Origin of the sequence: Methanosarcina sp. UBA411 (assembly GCF_002495725.1) — an archaeon.
GTDB lineage: Archaea > Halobacteriota > Methanosarcinia > Methanosarcinales > Methanosarcinaceae > Methanosarcina.
Genome location: NZ_DAGK01000010.1, coordinates 88,707 through 105,905, shown reverse-complemented (window position 1 = coordinate 105,905; position 17,199 = coordinate 88,707). Strand labels below are relative to the sequence as shown.

Here is a 17,199-nt window from a genome sequence, read left to right as displayed (position 1 = left end):
AATGGGGATATAGGTTAATTTCAAAATTTAAAATTGAGGCTTATAAAAATGCAGTACCAGGCAACAGTTAGAATTGAACAGAAAGCAGGTATGCTTGACCCTGAAGGCACCACTGCAAAAAGGGCTCTCGGACAACTTGGCTACCAGGTCAGCAGCGTAAAGACAGCAAAGCTGTATGAAATCGTGCTAGAAGCCGAATCTGCCGAGATTGCAGAGCAGAAAGTTGATGAGATGTGCCAGAAACTTATCGCAAATCCAATCGTCCACAATTACACAATCAAGCTCAAGGAACTTAATTGAGACATTGCTGAGAATCGATTGAGACGTCAGAAAAGCCAAAACTTTGAAAATTGAGGGAAAAAAATGAAAATTGCCATTCTTCAGTTCGGAGGCACAAACTGCGACCTGGATGTCCTGCATGTCCTTAAAGACGTAGTGGGTGTTGATGCCGAAACTGTCTGGTACAAGCAGGAAGATCTGACAGGTTTTGACGGAGTCGTTGTTCCTGGAGGCTTCTCCTACGGCGACTACCTCAGGGCAGGAGCTATTGCAGCCCGTACTCCAATAATGAACTCAGTAAAAAAACTCGCCGCAGAAGGCAAGCCTGTGCTTGGAATCTGCAATGGCTTCCAGATTCTCACTGAGGCCCGGATGCTTGAGGGAGCCCTGACAACTAATGAGTACCCGAAATTCCGGTGCCACTGGACTAACCTCAGGGTAGAGACCGTTGATACGCCTTTTACCTCGAAGTTCAGGAAAGGAGAGGTTATCAGGATGCCTATCGCCCATATGGAAGGACAATTCTATGCCGAAGAAAAAACCCTGGCCGAGCTTGATGAGAATGAGCAGGTTGTCTTCCGCTATGTGGATGAAAATGGGAAAGTAACGGATGCAGCGAACCCTAACGGTTCTCTTGAAAATATTGCAGGAATAATAAATACTTCAAGAAATATATTTGGTCTCATGCCTCATCCTGAAAGAGCCTCGGAATCGATCCTGGGCTCAGATGACGGGCTGAAGGTTTTCGAGTCCATGGCGGACTATATTACTGAGAACTTCTGATTGTCCGCTTTTATTCTTTAGTTTTATATTTCCTAACTCATTTTACCTCTTTAATTTTATTTAATTTATTTTAATTTAGTTTAATTTAGTTTAATTTAGTTTAATTTTCCTTTAATTTGTTTTATTTTAAATTAATTTGCTTTAATGACACCCTTTCCGAGTTTTATGCGTTTGTCCCTCACAATCTTATATTAATCACTTTTATCTATCTCGGTTTTCTTTCTATAACCTTTCTTTTTTTCTAAGATAATTTAATGCAGCTCCAAGCCTTAAACGTCTGGTAAAGTACATGATTTCCGATTGAAGGAGGATTTATCGAAAATACAGATAAAGATAAGTTCAGGCTCATTTTTCAGAATATATATTTCAAAATCTTTTTATCATCTCAGATTATTATTCATACGAGTTATTAAAAAACAATACTTGTCTTTCTATCTATATAGCTTAAAATTAAGGGGAGTATTAGGTTATGAAAGGAAAATTAATTCAAAATGTTTGCATAGTTTTCCTGCTTGTGCTTGGGGCAACAGCTACTCAAGCTAATGCTGCGGTTTTTACCGTAGGCATTAATGGAGGAGAAAACTATAGTTCCATTCAGGAAGCTGTCAATAATGCACAGAATGGAGACACAATCCTTGTAAGCCCTGGTGTATACAGGGAAAATGTAAACGTGAACAAAGAACTTACAATTATCTCAAGCGAGCTTTCTGGTGACCGGGTTAACCGTACTTATGTGATAGGCGCAGTTCCGACAAATGATGTCTTCGGGATCAGCTCAAGTAATGTGACAATAAGTGGTTTCCATATCGTAGGAGGACCCTCAGGAATTGATGGATATCAGGAGGTTGGGCTTTACCTTGACGGCGTACAGAATTGTTTGTTAAGTAACAATACCCTAATGTTGAATGATGCTGGTATTGCCCTAAACAATTCTCAGCGTAATCTCCTTGACAACAACATAATCGGCCTTGGGAATGATGGAATTTCCCTGTCCAGATCTAACGAAAATCGGCTGTTAAACAACATGGTAACGACAAACAGCGAGGGAATCAGGATGGACAATTCCACTAACAATACCTTCCTGAATAATACTATAGATTCAAATGAAATAGGGATCGTCCTGGCCACGTCAAGAATGAACATGCTTGAACACAACTTGGTCTCAAGAAACAATAATGGACTAATCCTCACTGAGATGTCGGAATCCAATACCCTGTTTAATAATAGCCTGTACATGAATGGTGTTGGGATATATCTTAAAGGATCATCCGGAAACATGATTTACCTGAATAAGTTCTTCAACTTCCTTAACGCCGAGGACGAAGGAAAGAATACCTGGAATACCAGTTCGGCAGGCAATCTGTGGGAAGACTATAATGGAACAGATGCTGACGGAAACGGTATAGGAGACACGCCTTACATTGTCAACCAGACAACCGGAAGCATAGATTACTTGCCCCTCGCAAATAATATTTCCTCAGGCGGCACCCAGTGAAAAGCGAGTGGCAACAATAGTACCTGAATGTGTTACAAGCGAACGAATGAAAACAAATGATTGAACGAAGAGACAGGTAAATTATTACCAGTAAGATTTTAAAATAGATTTTCTCTTTTAAAGTCTTTATTTTTTAGAATGATTTTTATTTTTAAGACCTTTACAAAGGATCTTTTAAGGTTTTTAATTTGAAGATATCTTTTAAATGTATTTTCAGTAATCTTTTTTTTCCAGCTTTTTTGCAGTCTCAGGATTAATTACTTCGATTCGTCCTTTTTCAACTCTTCCCTGATATTTTCTACAGTCTGCCAAGAATGTCTGACAATATTGGGAAATTCCCCAGAATGCTCTTTTCCCCATTTCAGTAGGAATTCTTTTGTCTTCGGGTCTGATGGGTAACCGCTGCCGAAATCCACATCCCATTCTTTCTTGAGTTCCTCTATCAGCTCATCCCTGCGCACCTTTGCAATAATAGAAGCTGCCGAAACCGTGGGATAAATTGCATCTGCCTGATGCATGGAGATTATCTCTATTTTTTTTGCGTGGTCAGGGCTGGTTTTTGCATACTGCCTGCGAAGGTTTTCTGCAAAACGTTCGGCTTTGACATCAGCAGCATCGGCACATACGAGATCAGGTTTTAGCTGTTCAAGAACTTTTGAAAAACAGACCACCATAATTTCGTTCATTGTCATGATCTTTCGTAGTTCGTCAATCTGTGAAGGACTGACCTCAAGAATAAAAAAACCGTCTGCGTGTTTTTTAATCTGAGCTGCAAGTTGCTCCCGCTTTTTCGGCGTCAGTTTCTTGGAATCCGCAACTCCGAGCACTTTAAGGATATGGGCTCTGGATTCCTCAATTTTTACGCCTCCTATGCACATGGGCCCGATTACAGGACCTTTTCCGGCTTCATCAATTCCTGCGATCATCATTTTCCGGTTACCTCCTGATTTAAGGGAAGAGGACCTTTATTATTTATAAAAGTAGGTAAAGGTATAGTTTACCTACCAAACCATGAAAACTATTTATAAAAGTATGTACGGGTTTGAGTACTATATCCCGTAGCTGCTTTTAACAGTATGGAACCTTTTTAAGGAAAATCTCATATTACACTACTCGGTTTTCCCTCGTCCAGTTCTTCTTTTCCGGGTTGTGTTTCCGCCCGTAATATATATTCTCCTAAGTTTCCGGCCTGTAGGCTTTCAAGAACTTAAAGTCACGCTGGAGTTCTTCAAAAAACTCTTTAAACAAAAACATTAAATCTGAAGCTGAGTATGTTTGGAGTTAAATTATCCATATCTAAGGGACGAATCACTAATGCCAGTAATTACCTTACAGTACGATGATCTCGAGAAACTCACAGGAACCGATAAGGAAACCATCATAAAAAGGGTGCCCATGATAGGGGCTGATGTCGAAAGGGTTGAAGACGAATATATCGATATTGAATTTTTCCCAGACAGACCTGACCTTTACAGTGTAGAAGGGGCAGCCAGGGCAATGCGGGGTTTCCTGGACCTTGAGACCGGACTGTCCGAATATGAAGTAAATCCCCCTAAAGTTTCAATTTCGGTCAGCGAGGAAATCCTGAAAATCAGGCCTTTTCTTGGATGTGCGGTCGTAAGTGGCATGAAATTCACATCCTCATCCATAAAATCCCTTATGGACCTTCAGGAAGACCTGCACTGGGGACTTGGAAGAAACAGGAAAAAAGTGTCTATAGGCGTGCACGACCTCACAAACGTTAAGCCGCCTTTCAGGTATATGGCAGTCGACCCGAGTTTCGAGTTCGTGCCGCTTGATTATACCGAAAAGATGAGCATGACCGAAATCCTGGAAAAGCACCCCAAAGGAACGAGATTTGCTCATCTTGTCAGGGGTTTTGAGAAATACCCGATAATCCTGGACGCAAACGATAATGTGCTGTCCTTCCCGCCTATAATTAATGGAACACTTACAAGTGTGACAGAGCGCACAACCGACCTATTTATTGATGTCACAGGGCTTGGAGAAGCCGTATACACCGCCCTGAACATTGTTGTTACCGCCCTTGCGGAAAGAGGTGGACAGATCGAATTCGTAAGGGTTTTCAGGCCAGACTGCGGAGAACTTATCCTGCCTGACCTTGAACCGAAGACTAGGTTCCTTACAAAAACTGAGGTAAAAACCCTTCTAGGTATGGAACTCTCTTTAGAAGAAATCGTTAAACAGCTTGAGAGAATGCGCTTTGGGGCAAAAGCCCTTGATGAAGAAACCATCGAGGTAAAAGTCCCGGCTTACAGGGCCGATATTCTTCATAACTATGACCTTGTAGAGGATATCGCCAAAGGCTATGGGTATGAAAACATCAAAGTAAGCATTCCTGAAACCTATACCGCAGGAAAGTCTCACCCAATTTCCCTGCTTCGCGATCCTGTAAACGATATAATGGTAGGGCTTGGCTATTATGAAGTCATGCCTTTCACGCTCACCAGCGAAAAAATCAATTTTGAGAATATGCGCAGGCAAAAAACGGATGATGTTACCTACGTCCTCCACCCGATAAGTGAAGATCAGACAATGATCAGGACAACCCTGCTTCCGAACCTTCTTGAAATCCTTGCCTTAAACCAGCACAGAGAATTGCCTCAAAAGATTTTTGAATTCGGCGAGGTAGTAAATAACGAAATAACCGGCCAGCATGTAGCTGCAGTCTCGATTCACCCTCAGGCTAACTTTACCGAGATTTATGAGGTTGTAGACGCCCTTATGAGAGAAATGATGCTTCCGTATGAAGTAAAAGAGTCAGAAGACCCCGCATTCCTCGAAGGCAGGCGGGCCGATGTCTATGTCAACGGCAAAAAACTCGGAGTCTTCGGAGAATTCCATCCTGAGGTCATAAGCAATTTTGCCCTCGGATATGCAGTTGTCGGATTTGAACTTGACCTCAATGACCTTATTGGTTAACATTGGTTAAAGATTAGATTTTCAATTGAGAGGAGACTCTTATTTTATTTTATTTTATTTTATTTTATTTTATTTTATTTTATTTTATTTTATTTTATTTTATTTTATTTTATCTTCTCTCCTCTCCTTTTCTTCCCTCTTCTATTCTATTCGACTCTATTCGACTCTATTCGATTCTATTCGATTCTTCATTTATCTCTCAACATTTTTTCCATATCGGCTGCTATTTTTCGGACTTCGGAGATATCTTCAGTCTCAGCCAGCATGTATGTAAGCTCAAGCAGCCTTTCTTTCAGGGAGCCAAGTTCATCAAGGGCAAAATTAAGTTCTTCAAGAAGGACTCCCAAGGGTTTTGTCTCGGATATATCTGAAAATTTTTCAGGGCCTGATTCTATAAGGGAAAGTGTCTCAGGAGAACTGAGGTCAAGATCATATTCTTCCTCGAAATCTCCTTTCGGGAGCGTTTTAAGCCATCTCACACTCCTGACGTGACTGATAAAGTCGCTGAGCTGTCGGTATTCGTAATCTCCTGTAACCTTTCCGATAAGTATCTCGTTCCTTGTTTTAAGCGGAACTGCTACAAGGTCTCCTTTCTTTATTCTTTTGATAAATGAGTATATCTCTCCTGCCCAGGCAGAGCTACGGTCTTCCTGCATCCCGGGAAATTTTTCAAGCATTATTTTCTTTACCTGCGCTTCGTTTTTAATGCCGGAAAAATCCGGGAATTCAGCCCATCCTATTGTAATTATACTGTTTTCCAGAATAATCTCTTCATCTTCCAAGGTGCCTGCAGCTTTGAGCAACCAGAATTTCATAACCTGCCTCCTTTTCATTTTAATTTTCCATTTTTCTAGAAATTCTACTTATTATTTCCATTCTTACCGATTCGCAGGTTTTTATAATTAATTAATCATTTTACTGCGTTTCCTAATCTCCACTACAAAAAGCTTTAAATTTTTATTTCAATTTGCATGTGTGAACAAAGAGGTATTTGTCGGGGTTGACGGCTGTCGAGCCGGGTGGTTTGCAGTGTTCCTGGCTGTCGGACATGATCAAAATTGCGAGTGGGAAATTGGGCTTTTCCCAAATTTTTCGTCCCTTATTGATTTCCTGGATAATAATTACGGACAGGCTGATCCCCTTATCCTGATTGACATCCCTATCGGCTTAAAAAACGGAGGCTTCGAGGAGTGGATCTCTGATAAAGTAGCACGCCACATCCTGAAAGCCCGAAAGTCCAATATTTTTCCGGTGCCATGGAGGGAAGTGGTATATGCGGAAAGTTATGAGAAGCCTGTGAGATCAATAAAAAACTTACAGGAAAAAGCATTTCCATGCAGTCCTGGAACATAATTCCCAAAATCCTGGATGTGGATACTTTTCTGGTAAAAATGAAGTTTTCAGGGAAAAAGTAAAGGAAACAGCGCCTGAAATTTGTTTTCAGGCATTTAATGGGTCTCCTATGAAATATCCAAAGAAGAGTCCAGAAGGCTTTTCTGAAAGGGCGAAGGCTCTTAAATGTATTTGCCTGGATGCAGAAAAAATCGCGGAATCTGCATTTTCAAAGTACAGGCGGAACGACCCGGTATGTGGCTGGCAATGGTCCCGGTCCTGCCCTCTCGAAGCCGTAGGAAAAACCGTAGGCGACTATCTCCAGGGCTACCTCGAAAAATCAATGAGTCCCCAGCACGGGGCTATGTATTGGGCAACAGGAATACGAAACTGGACCTGTTCAGGCACACTCTAAGAAAAAACAAAAAAACCGAGTCAATTAAAAGCCCTACAAAACGATATTTTCTCAAGGGCGTAATATCAGCCTTAACCGGCTTCAGATCGTCTCACAGGAAGGACAGCACAAACCCATTCTCACACAAACCAGCCACAGAAAAGCCTAACAAGCCCAATAAAGAAAAAGCCGTAAAACCAGAAAAGCTAGATCTCTCCTTCAAGACTGCCAGCATGATAACACAGGCATACCTAAAACATCCAGGGGGCTATAACACGGCATCCCTAAGAGACAGCCTAACACAGGCAGAAAGGGTAATTACATTCCAGGCAAAGCCCGTAAGATCACTAGAAGAAGACCCTATCCTTAAACGCAGGCGCAGGGAGCCTTTACCCTCAGAAAAAGAAATCTGGAAACAAGACCTAGTTAAACAATCCAGGGGGCTTTAACCAGGCAAGCCGGCTTAAATCCAACACAGAGCCAGCAAAAAAAGAGCCCTATAACACAAAAATGAAATATCCTGGAAGAGGCTTATCACTTTCCTGCAGGATCCTCCCATACCTCCCCTTACATGAGCCCGTACTTCAGATCTAAGGAATACCAAGCAAAAAAAGCTCAATGGATGCTCGAAGCAGGGATCACAGCAGGCTCAGCAATTCCCAGAGAACAGGACCATGACGAAAAACCAGACGAAAAAGAAACCGAAGAGGGAGATTATGATAATTAAAATCCTTATCACTCTTTCCTTTTTACTCACTCTTCTATAGATTTATCTTACACAGAGTAATTCTATTTACGAAATTTATTTTAATTTTCTTAATCGAAGATTGGGGGCCATGGTCCCCATGGTCCCCATTGTCCCCATTGTCCCCATGGTCCCCAAGTTATAGTACTTCCAGCATTCGGGCCAAAATTACATGTGCATCCTGAATCAGAGCTTTCTGAGTCAGATCCTCTATTAATTGTTGCTCCTGCGTTTGGTGCAAGGTTTACTGTTGCTCCTGCAAACGGTCCTATGTTAATTGTTGCTCCTGCAAACGGTCCACGGCTTTGTGTGGCTCCAGCATTTATCCCTCTATTGAAAGTTTGTCCTGAGTCTATCCCTCTATTAATAGTCGCCCCTGCATTAATCCCTGAATTTTTGGAAGGCGCAGTAAAGGAATTTCCCGGGTTGGGTCCAGTATTATAGGTATTTCCTGTTTTCGGTCCAATGTTATTTGTAGTCCCTGCGTTCGGCCCACTATTGACGTAGCTCCCAGCTTCATGTCCAATGTTTGTGGTTTTTCCGGATCCTGGCCCAATGTTAGCTACATTCCCCGGGTGCGACCCAAGGTTAAGGGTATCAATTGTCGGGTTCTCAGCTGCTGCTGCAACCGCTACAGGTAATAAAAAAGAAAGCACTAGCAAAAGAAACAACGTCATTTTTTTTCTGTCAAATATTTTTCTTTTTATTTCCATCACTCCCCATCTTGTTATTTAATTAACATAATTTTATGCTGTTATTTTCCAAATCCGTTTTTGCAGCTTAAGGTAAAAGATTAAGTTCCGTTTTAAACTTGCATTTATTTTCGAAATGCAATAAACATTGAGAGCATGTTTTATAAATTTACAAGGATTTTCGACTTTTATTAGCTTAGTAATACTATAAATGAGCGATATATTAAATGCGAGGAATTTATAATAAGAATTTTATACATATGATTATATTTGAGGTCGTCATAAAATTAGTCTAATTTTTCAGAACTATGAATTTTGCAAACTATTTCTTCGTTTCTCAAAAACAAAACGGTCAAAGAGTTCATCTTGAATAAGCAAAGCTCACCGAAGACCAAAAACGCAAGCAGTAAACACTATGAAAAACTTGACGGTCTAAAAAGATCCGGTCCCGAAAGACTTGAAGCCAGTCTAAAATTAAACAGAATAAATAAATTCGGATATTATAACTAAGAAACTAAAGAATTCGTCTATACTAACACCATCAAACAAGAAATAGACGAACTCTTCCAAACCTATTGTAACCAGGTCCGCAAAGAAAAAATAGTTCTCTCCCGCGCTCCCGATAAAAACCCAGTCTTCGCTCAGGATATAGTAATCAACTATCAAACCCGCTTTACCTCTCCAGCCAGGCAGAAACAAAACCTAGACGGATTCAGAGCAGCCTGTAAAAAAGCAAGCAGAAGGCACGTAAAAGGAGTCTTCTTAACTCTCACCTCAAACCCTAAAGGCGGTTCCCTCTGGCAAATAAACAAAAAAACCCAAACAGCTTGGGGAAAATTCTCGAAGTTTCTTGGCCGATGCCTGCCGAAGCGTGCCGAATGGATCAAAGTAGCAGAATTTCAAAAAAACGGAATGCTACACTATCACGTCTTAATTGTCGGTATAAACTGGCTCCTCCACAAATCCTTAATACAATATGCTTGGGTCCACTACGGAGGCGGGCCGGTCCTGGACATACACACAGTAAAGAAAGAAGTCGCAAAAGATGATGTCCTTGATACACTCGCGGCGGCAGTCACCGCAAAATGGGTCAAATGTATGGGTTTCAGTACGTACCCAGCGAATCCGAAAAAGACTCTGAAGGGCTGAATATCCAGATGGTTTTTATATTCCATAAGTGAATACTCTATAAATCTCACAAGCTTGAATTTCAGTGTAAAGCTTCCTTTGAGTATATCCGTCGTCTGTTATGATTAAACAATTTTGGGTTTCAAATTCATGGAAGCAGTCAACAGCAAAGGAAAAAGATAAAATCTTAGAGAATATCTTTTTTTATCAAATCAAAGTGGTGAGAACACTGATTCCTGAAAAAACTATCTCTGCAAACTGTAAAGGTTCAGAAGAAATTAAACTTCCTATATCTGACGATTTAATTGATAGTTCAATCAGTAATTCAACCCACAGTTCTCTTGGCATTCCAGTGAATAGCTTAAAGGATTATGAAGCCGGTAACTCAACAAATGATTTAATTAATACTTCAATGGAGAATTCAATCGAGAATTTATCCAGCAATTCACTAATTAATTCTATCGGAATGGAGTTTATCCTGATCCCTGCCGGAGAGTTTGATATGGGCTCTCCTATACGCGAAAAACGGAGAAAGCTTTGGGAAAGCCCTGTGCATAGAGTAAAAATCGAAAAACCATTCTACCTGGGTAGGTATCCTGTGACACAGGAACAATGGCGGAAAGTCATGGTAAATAACTCTTCATATTTTAAGGGCGAAAAGCGCCCGGTTGAAAACGTTTCTTGGACTGAGACTCAGGTCTTTTTCCGGAAACTCAATGCTCTGGAAGATGCCGAAGGAATTAACCAAGCTTACCGCCTTCCTACGGAGGCGGAATGGGAATATGCAGCCAGGGCAGGGACTAAAACCGCTTATTTTTTTGGAGATAACGAATCGAAACTTATAGAATATGCCTGGTTTCTGGAAAATTCAGGGCTTGAAACCCATATGGTAGGCCTGAAAAAACCAAATCCCTGGGGGCTTTATGATATATATGGAAATGTAGGGGAATGGGTACAGGATGAGTACCATATCAGTTACAAAGGCGCCCCGGTAAATGGAAGGGCATGGGAAAATCCTTTCCCAAGCGTATCCACTCCAGTTAGGGTAAGGAGAGGCGGAGGATGGAACGGAAACGCAGGCTGCTGTAGGTCGGCTGAAAAACTTTTTGCGGCTCAGGATAAAAGGTTAAATAGTCTTGGGTTCAGGGCGGTCATGGAAGTATAATTCCGGAATGACAATGGAACCCGAATAGTTCAGGTATTCTGGATAAATAACTGAGATAAAACAAATAATACAACATTAACCTTATTTTTTGAGTTTAAACAATTATTCGAATTGACTGATTTAAGTGGCTAATTTGAACTGACTTATTTAGATTGACTCATTTGAAAAACTGGTTGATTTTCTTCTTGTTTATTTCTTCTCACTCCGAAAAAGTCAGTTATAACTTATAATCCGAAATTTCATCTTCAGAACTCTTGCCCCTGTCTATTTTACTTTGCAGGCAGGGGCAAAAGAGTCTCAGACAATTTCGACAATCTAGGAGGCAACTTAGATTCCGTGTCTGTTTGGTAGAGACACTTACCTATACTACTAGCTGATATTTAACACTTTTGTATATTTTCTTATTACTTCATATTAAAAATAAGTAATAAATACATACACAATTTAAAGAATCTATTTTAAAGACATACTGATTATTGATTGACACTTTAATTACCTACGCTGTCTGAGCAATTGCTAGCCTAACAGTTATTGACTGCACAACGATCTGACATTTACTGTCGACGCTAAGGCTTTGATCTTATACACTCGACCTCAGGTTAAGGCTCCCCTTCAAGCACATAAGTTGTACCTACCGTATTGAGCAGGAATTTTTCTGGCATCACTTCTGCAAACCGGTTTATAGCTTTCCAGCCCTTACAGTGCATGGGTATAATATAATCAGGATTTATCCTTCTCATTTCGTCAATTGTGGGCTGAATTAGCGGGTCAAAAATCCCACCTGTCAGATGGAAACCTCCGAGTACTGCATGAATCTTATCCATTCCTGTAAGTTTCTTGGCATACTGAACTGTATTGATAATCCCAGCATGTGCACAGCCGCTAATTACCACTAGTCCCTTGCCTTTCAATTTTATTACAAGCCCCTGATCATCCCGAAAGGGGTCAGCAACCCAATTTCCATCAATTTTTGCTTCAGCCCATGGGAATCCTTTTTCAAATGCTGTTGTGCGTTCTACTTCTCCTGTTGTATAAATCAGATCACCTGCAACAGGAACAGGTTTTTTGGATTTTATAGGAATGGCTCCTGAAGCTTTTAGGACAGCTTCTTCGAGTGCGGGCATTGTGGACGGAACTCCAACTGCTGGAATATTAATACGCCTTTCAAGAAAAGCCTCGGGATGAAGAAAAAGCGGGATTTCTTTTCCTTCCTCTTCATGTATAAACTTTAAGAGCTCAACAAGTCCGAGAAAATGATCTGGATGCCCATGACTAAGGATAATGGCTTCAAGCTTGCTCAGGTCAACCTTCAAAAGCTTTGCATTATTAAAGAGGCAGGCTGGAGTTACTGCTGCATCCATCAGTATTGTATGTTCCTCAACCCCGGAAAAGACTTTGATTAAGCACGAAAGCCCATGTTCGGCAAGAAATACGTGAGGGAGAAATAAATGTGGCCTTCTACAGATGTCATTACTCTCTGTTACCAGCATGTCCGTGTAATTATCCACCAGGATTGTTACCTCCAGCCGGTCGGCTTCCCGAATGTTCAGTTTACTCATATAAACCACCCTGTATTTTTATAATATGGATTAATGACCTTAATGTATTTTCAATATTTTCAGCTAATTCATATGACCTTCAGGAGGGGATATTTTATATTTTTTTAAAGTTGTTTAAAAAATTGTTTATGAAGTATCTGAAAACTTCTATGAAGCCTGAAAAATCTATGACATAGGACACTTTTAATTATAATATAAACTGTCATTCGGCAGTACTTTCCATAAATCTCATGCTTATCCGGTTATTTAAAATAGGTTAGCAGGATCAGTTTAAAATAAGAGAAGGGAGTCTGAAATAAGATTTCTCCTGGAATTTGCCGCCCAGAGGGGAAAGGGTGGAGTGCAATCAACTTTGAAAAAAATATCACCCCTGACAAATGATACCGGATAGATAATATGGAAAAGAATCCCAAAAGAAAGACATACAGCACAATAAAGGCAGGCAAGCCAGAAAAAGCAGATAAGGAAAGCAGGAAAGGCAGAACACCCGGGAAAGCTGCAGTTAAAACTCGTGATACCGCATATGACCGCCTGAATAAAGCCCTTGCAGCCCACGAAAAAGCCCTTAAGAAAAACCCGGAGGATGCAGCAGCCTGGGCAGGCAAGGCGGCAGTATTTCTAAAACACAGGATGTACAAGGACTCACTTAAATCGATTAAGAAAGCTCTTGAAATCGAGCCTGAAAATCCTCGTTACCTTTACGAAGAAGGTTTTGTACTTCTGCAGCTCGACAGGGAAGGAGATGCATTACAGGTTTTTGACAGATTGCTCGAAATAAAACCTGATAGTGACAAAGCCTGGAATCTCAAGACTTCAGTACTTTGCAGGCTCAGACAGCACAAAAAAGCCCTTGCAGCCTCTGAAAAAGCCCTTTCTGACAATCCGAAGCTTACAGGTGCCTGGCACGCAAAAGGTTCAGTGCTTGCGGATCTGGACCGATATGAAGAAGCTATAGAAGCCTATGATGCCGCGCTTAAGCTTAACCCAAACCTTGCAAGAGCCCTTGTGGGTAAAGGATTTGCTCTCTACAGCCTGAACAGGCCCGTAGAAGCCATGATAGCTTATGACGCTGCCCTCAAAATAAATCCTGACAATGCAAAGACCTGGATAGGAAAAGGTCTTGTCCACCTCAAACTCGGCAAATCCAAAAGAGCCCTTGCAGCCTGCAACAAAGCAATTTCAATAAAACCTGATTCTGCTGACGCTTGGTACTGCAAAGGCATGGCCCTTTCCGGCCTAGATAAAAACGAAGAAGCTCTTGGAGCCCTTGAAAGAGTCCTCAAGATCAATCCAGACCATGTCGATGCTAGAAAAGCCAGAGCCTCCGTAAATTCCAAACTGGGAATCTATCTGGATGAAGACGAAGAGGAAAGAATGGAAGACGAAAAGGCAAAAATGAAACGGAGTGTGTGGACAATAAAAAAGCCAACAAGCGAGATAATAAAGAAAATTCGGGATCAGGAACGAGAGAACAGAGGGAAAGGAAGCGAGAAGAGCGTAAGAGCAGGAAAAGAGCACAAGACAGGTGAACCTAAGAAAATTTCGGCTAGAGGAAGAGAGAAAAAGAAATGATTATCCTTCTCCCTCTTGAGTATTTTAGGGGTTGTTAGTCAGGATGTTAGTATTATTATAAGGGACAGTACTCTTATTTATTATAAGGGACAGTACTCTTATTTTCCTGTACTTAACTTTCCCGTGCGATTAGTGACTTACCTCTTCATTTGTCTTTTCTTCGACCTCTTCTTTTACCATTATTTATCTCTTCTGCATCAGGCGACTTAGAAATCATATAACTCAAAAATTTGCTTTTAAAATTTTCCTGGAATAGAGCCAACATGTATATATCATAAGGGAATAACTTTGACTGTTGGAACTAAAATTAAAAAAATTGGAAGAGATGTCCAACAAAGTTAGGTGAGAAATTAAAAGAATTAGATGAGAATATAAAAAGAATTGAATGAAAAAATAAAATATTAACTGAAGAAATAGAATTTAAATGAAAAAGCGTTGATCTCGATAACAGACAGAGGAAGTATGCGGGAGAAAACCCTTAAAATCGAGAGGATTGCAGGCTACCTTCTGCCAGTGGTTATATTTTCCCTGGCTTTGTGGACCCTGGATAAACAGATACATCATTTACACTCGATGTATATCGTCAAAGGTATTACCAGCATTCCACTAAGCCATATAGAGCTTGCATTCTTTTTAACTTTCTTGAGCTATCTTACTTTAACAGGTTACGATTACCTGGCAGTTCGTCATATTAACCACCCTATGCCTTATAAACAGACTGCCAGAGCATCTTTTATCAGCACGTCAATAAGTTATAGTGTTGGTTTTAATGTCCTGACAGGAAGTTCCCTGAGATACAGGCTGTATTCAAGAAACGGGCTGAATTTACGTCAGATATGGGATATTATAATTTTTTGTATTCTTACCTTCTGGATTGGCTTTTGCTTTGTAGGAGGATTGCTCTTCACATTTTATCCTGTGAAACTGTCGGATTACGCACCTGAAATTCCTGTCCCGTTAAATCTTGTTGGAATTCTATTACTGCTTGTTGTTGCAGTTTATTTCTTTTTCTCATTCAGAAAGTTGAATTTCAAGGCAAAAGGGTACCAGATCAGCGTTCCTGAACCGAAAATAGCTTTCTTGCAGCTTGGCTTATCTTCAGTAGATTACCTGCTTTCGGGAAGCATTGTCTATTTCCTTTTGCCCTCAAACCCACAGCTTACCCTGCTTCACGTTCTTGTGTTCTTTGCACTGGCGCAAATTATAGGGCTGATAAGTACTGTACCTGGCGGACTTGGTGTTTTTGAGACCCTGATGCTGTTTATGCTAGAACCGTATTTCGGTACGATCGATATAATCAGACCTCTTCTCCTTTTCAGGACAATTTACTATTTCGTGCCTTTCTTATTTGGGTTACTGGCCCTCATATACTATGAATATAAAGAAAGAGACGAATTTCTAAGGAAAATTGAGAAAGCTACGTGTTCAAGCTTATCCGAGTTAGCTCCTCAGATTTTTTCGATTCTTGTTTTCCTTGGAGGCACCTCCCTCCTTTTTTCCGGAGCGCTGCCTTCAAACCCCAGATACCTTTATGACCTGACTTACATTGTCCCTCTTCCATTAATCGAAGTTTCCAGGCTTTTTGGAAGCATTATGGGGGTATTACTCCTGCTTCTGGCAAACGGGCTCTGGAAAAGAATCGATGGAGCTTATGTTCTCTCGCTTGCCGTACTTTTGATGGGAGGGGTTTTTGCTCTCCTGAAAGATTTTGATTATCATGAAGCTGCAGTGCTTTTTACCTTATTTTTCTTTTTGCTTCCCTGCAGGAAATATTTTTACAGAAAATCCTCGCTTATGCATCAGTCTTTTAGCAGCAGGAATATGATTGCAATAACTCTGGTACTTGTAAGCTTCGTCTGGCTTGGCCTCTTTTCATACCAGAATATAGAATATTCAAACGAGCTCTGGTGGCAGTTTGGGGTTAATTCCCAGGCCTCCAGTTTTTTAAGGGCTACATTCGGAGCTTTCGTCCTGCTTCTTGTTTTTGGGGTGGCAAAAATGCTGAGCCCTTTTTCCAGGGACATTCACATGCCAGGAACAGAAGAGATGGGGCTTGCAAAAACAATCATTAACCAGAGTAAGGAAACGGCTGGAAACCTAGTGTTTACCGGGGACAAGTATCTGCTTTTCGATGATGAGAAAAAGGCATTTTTGATGTATGGAGTTTCCGGAAAGACCTGGGTTGCAATGGGAGATATTGTTGGAACTAGCAATCAGGCAAAAGAGCTGATCTGGGACTTTTATGAAATGAGTAAATTGCATCAGGGAAGGACTGCTTTTTATGAGGTGAGCGAAAAACATATTCCTATTTATCTTGACCTTGGCCTTACCCTGATAAAAATAGGGGAAGAGGCGAAAGTTCCTCTTGAGACTTTTACCCTGGAAGGAAGTGCAAGCAAAGACTTCCGCTATACCGTAAGGAATGTGGAGAAAAAAGGCTACTGGTTTGAAATTGTCTCTAAGGAAGCGGTTCCAGGCCTTATGCCTGAACTCAGAAAGATCTCGGATGCCTGGCTGCAAATTAAAGCCGGGAAAGAAAAGCGTTTCTCAGTAGGCTTCTTTGACAAAAAATACCTAAGCAACTTCCCGCTTGCCCTTGTGAGGAACGAGTCCGAGATCGTTGCTTTTGCAAACATATGGTCAGGCGCGGATAATGAAGAAATCAGTGTTGACCTTATGCGCCATAGCCCCGATGCTCCCGACAGGACTATGGAATACCTTTTTGTCAAACTAATGCTCTGGGGAAAAGAAAAAGGATACAGGCGTTTTTCTCTTGGAATGGCTCCCCTTTCAGGGCTTGAAACGAGGCAATTTGCGCCCGTCTGGCATAAAGTCGGGTCTTTAATTTTTACACATGGGGAACACTTTTATAATTATAAAGGGCTGCGGGATTTTAAAGAAAAATTCAATCCTGTCTGGAGCCCGAAATATATCGCTCTCCCAAAAGGGCTCAAACAGGGCCTAGTCTTGAAGGATATTGCGGCCCTGATCTCAGGGGGAGTGAAAGGAATTTTCTCAAAAGAGAATAAACGAACAGCAAGCCGTATAGGGCATCATGCGCCGGAAAAGCTGTCAGAAGAACTCATTTAAAATCTCCAGTCGGTTAAATATC

At 41.0% G+C, this 17,199-nt stretch carries 15 protein-coding genes and 1 pseudogene; 12 read left to right on the top strand and 4 right to left on the bottom strand.

Annotated elements, in window-relative coordinates; translation table 11 throughout:
* Positions 1-48: 48 nt before the first annotated feature.
* From purS to BP861_RS03385, 3 genes are all read left to right on the top strand, one after another.
* A complete protein-coding gene (gene purS, locus BP861_RS03395) occupies positions 49-300 on the top strand; it encodes a phosphoribosylformylglycinamidine synthase subunit PurS (protein WP_292372575.1) in 252 nt (83 codons plus the stop codon).
* A gap of 63 nt (positions 301-363) precedes the next feature.
* Complete coding sequence (gene purQ / locus BP861_RS03390; RefSeq protein WP_292372573.1) at positions 364-1,062, top strand: phosphoribosylformylglycinamidine synthase subunit PurQ; 699 nt, start codon at positions 364-366, stop codon at positions 1,060-1,062.
* Between the two features lie 469 nt (positions 1,063-1,531).
* Positions 1,532-2,557, top strand: coding sequence for a right-handed parallel beta-helix repeat-containing protein (locus tag BP861_RS03385; RefSeq protein WP_292372571.1), 1,026 nt, complete (start codon positions 1,532-1,534; stop codon positions 2,555-2,557).
* Positions 2,558-2,814: 257 nt separating this feature from the next.
* Here BP861_RS03385 and rnhB read toward each other — a convergent pair whose 3' ends face one another.
* Positions 2,815-3,486, bottom strand: a complete 672-nt coding sequence (rnhB, locus tag BP861_RS03380) for a ribonuclease HII (protein WP_292372568.1) — start codon at positions 3,484-3,486, stop codon at positions 2,815-2,817.
* Positions 3,487-3,871: 385 nt separating this feature from the next.
* Between rnhB and pheT the strand changes: the two genes are divergently transcribed.
* Complete coding sequence (gene pheT / locus BP861_RS03375) at positions 3,872-5,500, top strand: phenylalanine--tRNA ligase subunit beta (RefSeq protein WP_292372566.1); 1,629 nt, start codon at positions 3,872-3,874, stop codon at positions 5,498-5,500.
* A gap of 188 nt (positions 5,501-5,688) precedes the next feature.
* On the opposite strand, the gene BP861_RS03370 is transcribed toward pheT, so the two are convergent.
* Positions 5,689-6,315, bottom strand: a complete 627-nt coding sequence (locus BP861_RS03370; RefSeq protein ID WP_292372565.1) for a restriction endonuclease — start codon at positions 6,313-6,315, stop codon at positions 5,689-5,691.
* A 160-nt stretch (positions 6,316-6,475) separates the two neighbouring features.
* Between BP861_RS03370 and BP861_RS03365 the strand changes: the two are divergent.
* The 4 genes and pseudogenes from BP861_RS03365 (at position 6,476) to BP861_RS03350 (ending at position 7,953) form a co-directional block, all read left to right on the top strand.
* A pseudogene (locus tag BP861_RS03365) lies at positions 6,476-6,915 on the top strand (DUF429 domain-containing protein).
* Positions 6,843-7,247, top strand: coding sequence for a DUF429 domain-containing protein (locus BP861_RS03360; RefSeq protein WP_394339159.1), 405 nt, complete (start codon positions 6,843-6,845; stop codon positions 7,245-7,247). The pseudogene BP861_RS03365 and the gene BP861_RS03360 overlap by 73 nt, the downstream one beginning before the upstream one ends.
* Positions 7,202-7,675: a hypothetical protein gene (locus tag BP861_RS03355; protein ID WP_292372561.1), complete on the top strand. Its 474-nt coding sequence runs from the start codon at positions 7,202-7,204 to the stop codon at positions 7,673-7,675. Before BP861_RS03360 ends, BP861_RS03355 begins: the two co-directional genes overlap by 46 nt.
* 122 nt (positions 7,676-7,797) lie before the next feature.
* Entirely contained in the window at positions 7,798-7,953 is a 156-nt protein-coding gene (locus BP861_RS03350) for a hypothetical protein (RefSeq protein ID WP_292372559.1), read from the top strand.
* Between the two features lie 89 nt (positions 7,954-8,042).
* On the opposite strand, the gene BP861_RS03345 is transcribed toward BP861_RS03350, so the two are convergent.
* Complete coding sequence (locus tag BP861_RS03345) at positions 8,043-8,648, bottom strand: hypothetical protein (RefSeq protein WP_292372557.1); 606 nt, start codon at positions 8,646-8,648, stop codon at positions 8,043-8,045.
* A 555-nt stretch (positions 8,649-9,203) separates the two neighbouring features.
* On the opposite strand from BP861_RS03345, the gene BP861_RS16165 reads away from it, so the two are divergent.
* Together BP861_RS16165 and BP861_RS03340 are read left to right on the top strand one after the other, a co-directional pair.
* On the top strand, positions 9,204-9,812 hold the full coding sequence (locus BP861_RS16165; protein ID WP_422656681.1) for a rolling circle replication-associated protein: 609 nt from the start codon (positions 9,204-9,206) through the stop codon (positions 9,810-9,812).
* 196 nt (positions 9,813-10,008) lie between these two features.
* The gene (locus BP861_RS03340) at positions 10,009-10,956 is read left to right on the top strand and encodes a formylglycine-generating enzyme family protein (RefSeq protein WP_292372554.1); all 948 of its coding nucleotides are present in this window, start codon (positions 10,009-10,011) and stop codon (positions 10,954-10,956) included.
* Between the two features lie 599 nt (positions 10,957-11,555).
* On the opposite strand, the gene BP861_RS03335 is transcribed toward BP861_RS03340, so the two are convergent.
* Positions 11,556-12,515, bottom strand: coding sequence for an MBL fold metallo-hydrolase (locus tag BP861_RS03335; protein ID WP_292372553.1), 960 nt, complete (start codon positions 12,513-12,515; stop codon positions 11,556-11,558).
* Positions 12,516-12,911: 396 nt separating this feature from the next.
* Between BP861_RS03335 and BP861_RS03330 the strand changes: the two genes are divergently transcribed.
* Positions 12,912-14,087: a tetratricopeptide repeat protein gene (locus BP861_RS03330; RefSeq protein WP_292372551.1), complete on the top strand. Its 1,176-nt coding sequence runs from the start codon at positions 12,912-12,914 to the stop codon at positions 14,085-14,087.
* A 462-nt stretch (positions 14,088-14,549) separates the two neighbouring features.
* Positions 14,550-17,177 (top strand): bifunctional lysylphosphatidylglycerol flippase/synthetase MprF, encoded by a 2,628-nt coding sequence (gene mprF / locus BP861_RS03325; protein ID WP_292372549.1) that lies wholly within the window; start codon positions 14,550-14,552, stop codon positions 17,175-17,177.
* Positions 17,178-17,199 lie beyond the last annotated feature (22 nt).

Bases quoted from the DNA above. Each gene is read 5' to 3' on its own strand.
- BP861_RS03335 (WP_292372553.1), bottom strand. From the start codon at position 12,515: ATGAGTAAACTGAACATTCGGGAAGCCGACCGGCTGGAGGTAACAATC.
- rnhB (WP_292372568.1), bottom strand. From the start codon at position 3,486: ATGATGATCGCAGGAATTGATGAAGCCGGAAAAGGTCCTGTAATCGGG.
- BP861_RS03330 (WP_292372551.1), top strand. From the start codon at position 12,912: ATGGAAAAGAATCCCAAAAGAAAGACATACAGCACAATAAAGGCAGGC.
- BP861_RS03345 (WP_292372557.1), bottom strand. From the start codon at position 8,648: ATGACGTTGTTTCTTTTGCTAGTGCTTTCTTTTTTATTACCTGTAGCG.
- purQ (WP_292372573.1), top strand. From the start codon at position 364: ATGAAAATTGCCATTCTTCAGTTCGGAGGCACAAACTGCGACCTGGAT.
- BP861_RS03370 (WP_292372565.1), bottom strand. From the start codon at position 6,315: ATGAAATTCTGGTTGCTCAAAGCTGCAGGCACCTTGGAAGATGAAGAG.
- BP861_RS03350 (WP_292372559.1), top strand. From the start codon at position 7,798: ATGAGCCCGTACTTCAGATCTAAGGAATACCAAGCAAAAAAAGCTCAA.
- BP861_RS03385 (WP_292372571.1), top strand. From the start codon at position 1,532: ATGAAAGGAAAATTAATTCAAAATGTTTGCATAGTTTTCCTGCTTGTG.
- purS (WP_292372575.1), top strand. From the start codon at position 49: ATGCAGTACCAGGCAACAGTTAGAATTGAACAGAAAGCAGGTATGCTT.
- mprF (WP_292372549.1), top strand. From the start codon at position 14,550: ATGCGGGAGAAAACCCTTAAAATCGAGAGGATTGCAGGCTACCTTCTG.
- pheT (WP_292372566.1), top strand. From the start codon at position 3,872: ATGCCAGTAATTACCTTACAGTACGATGATCTCGAGAAACTCACAGGA.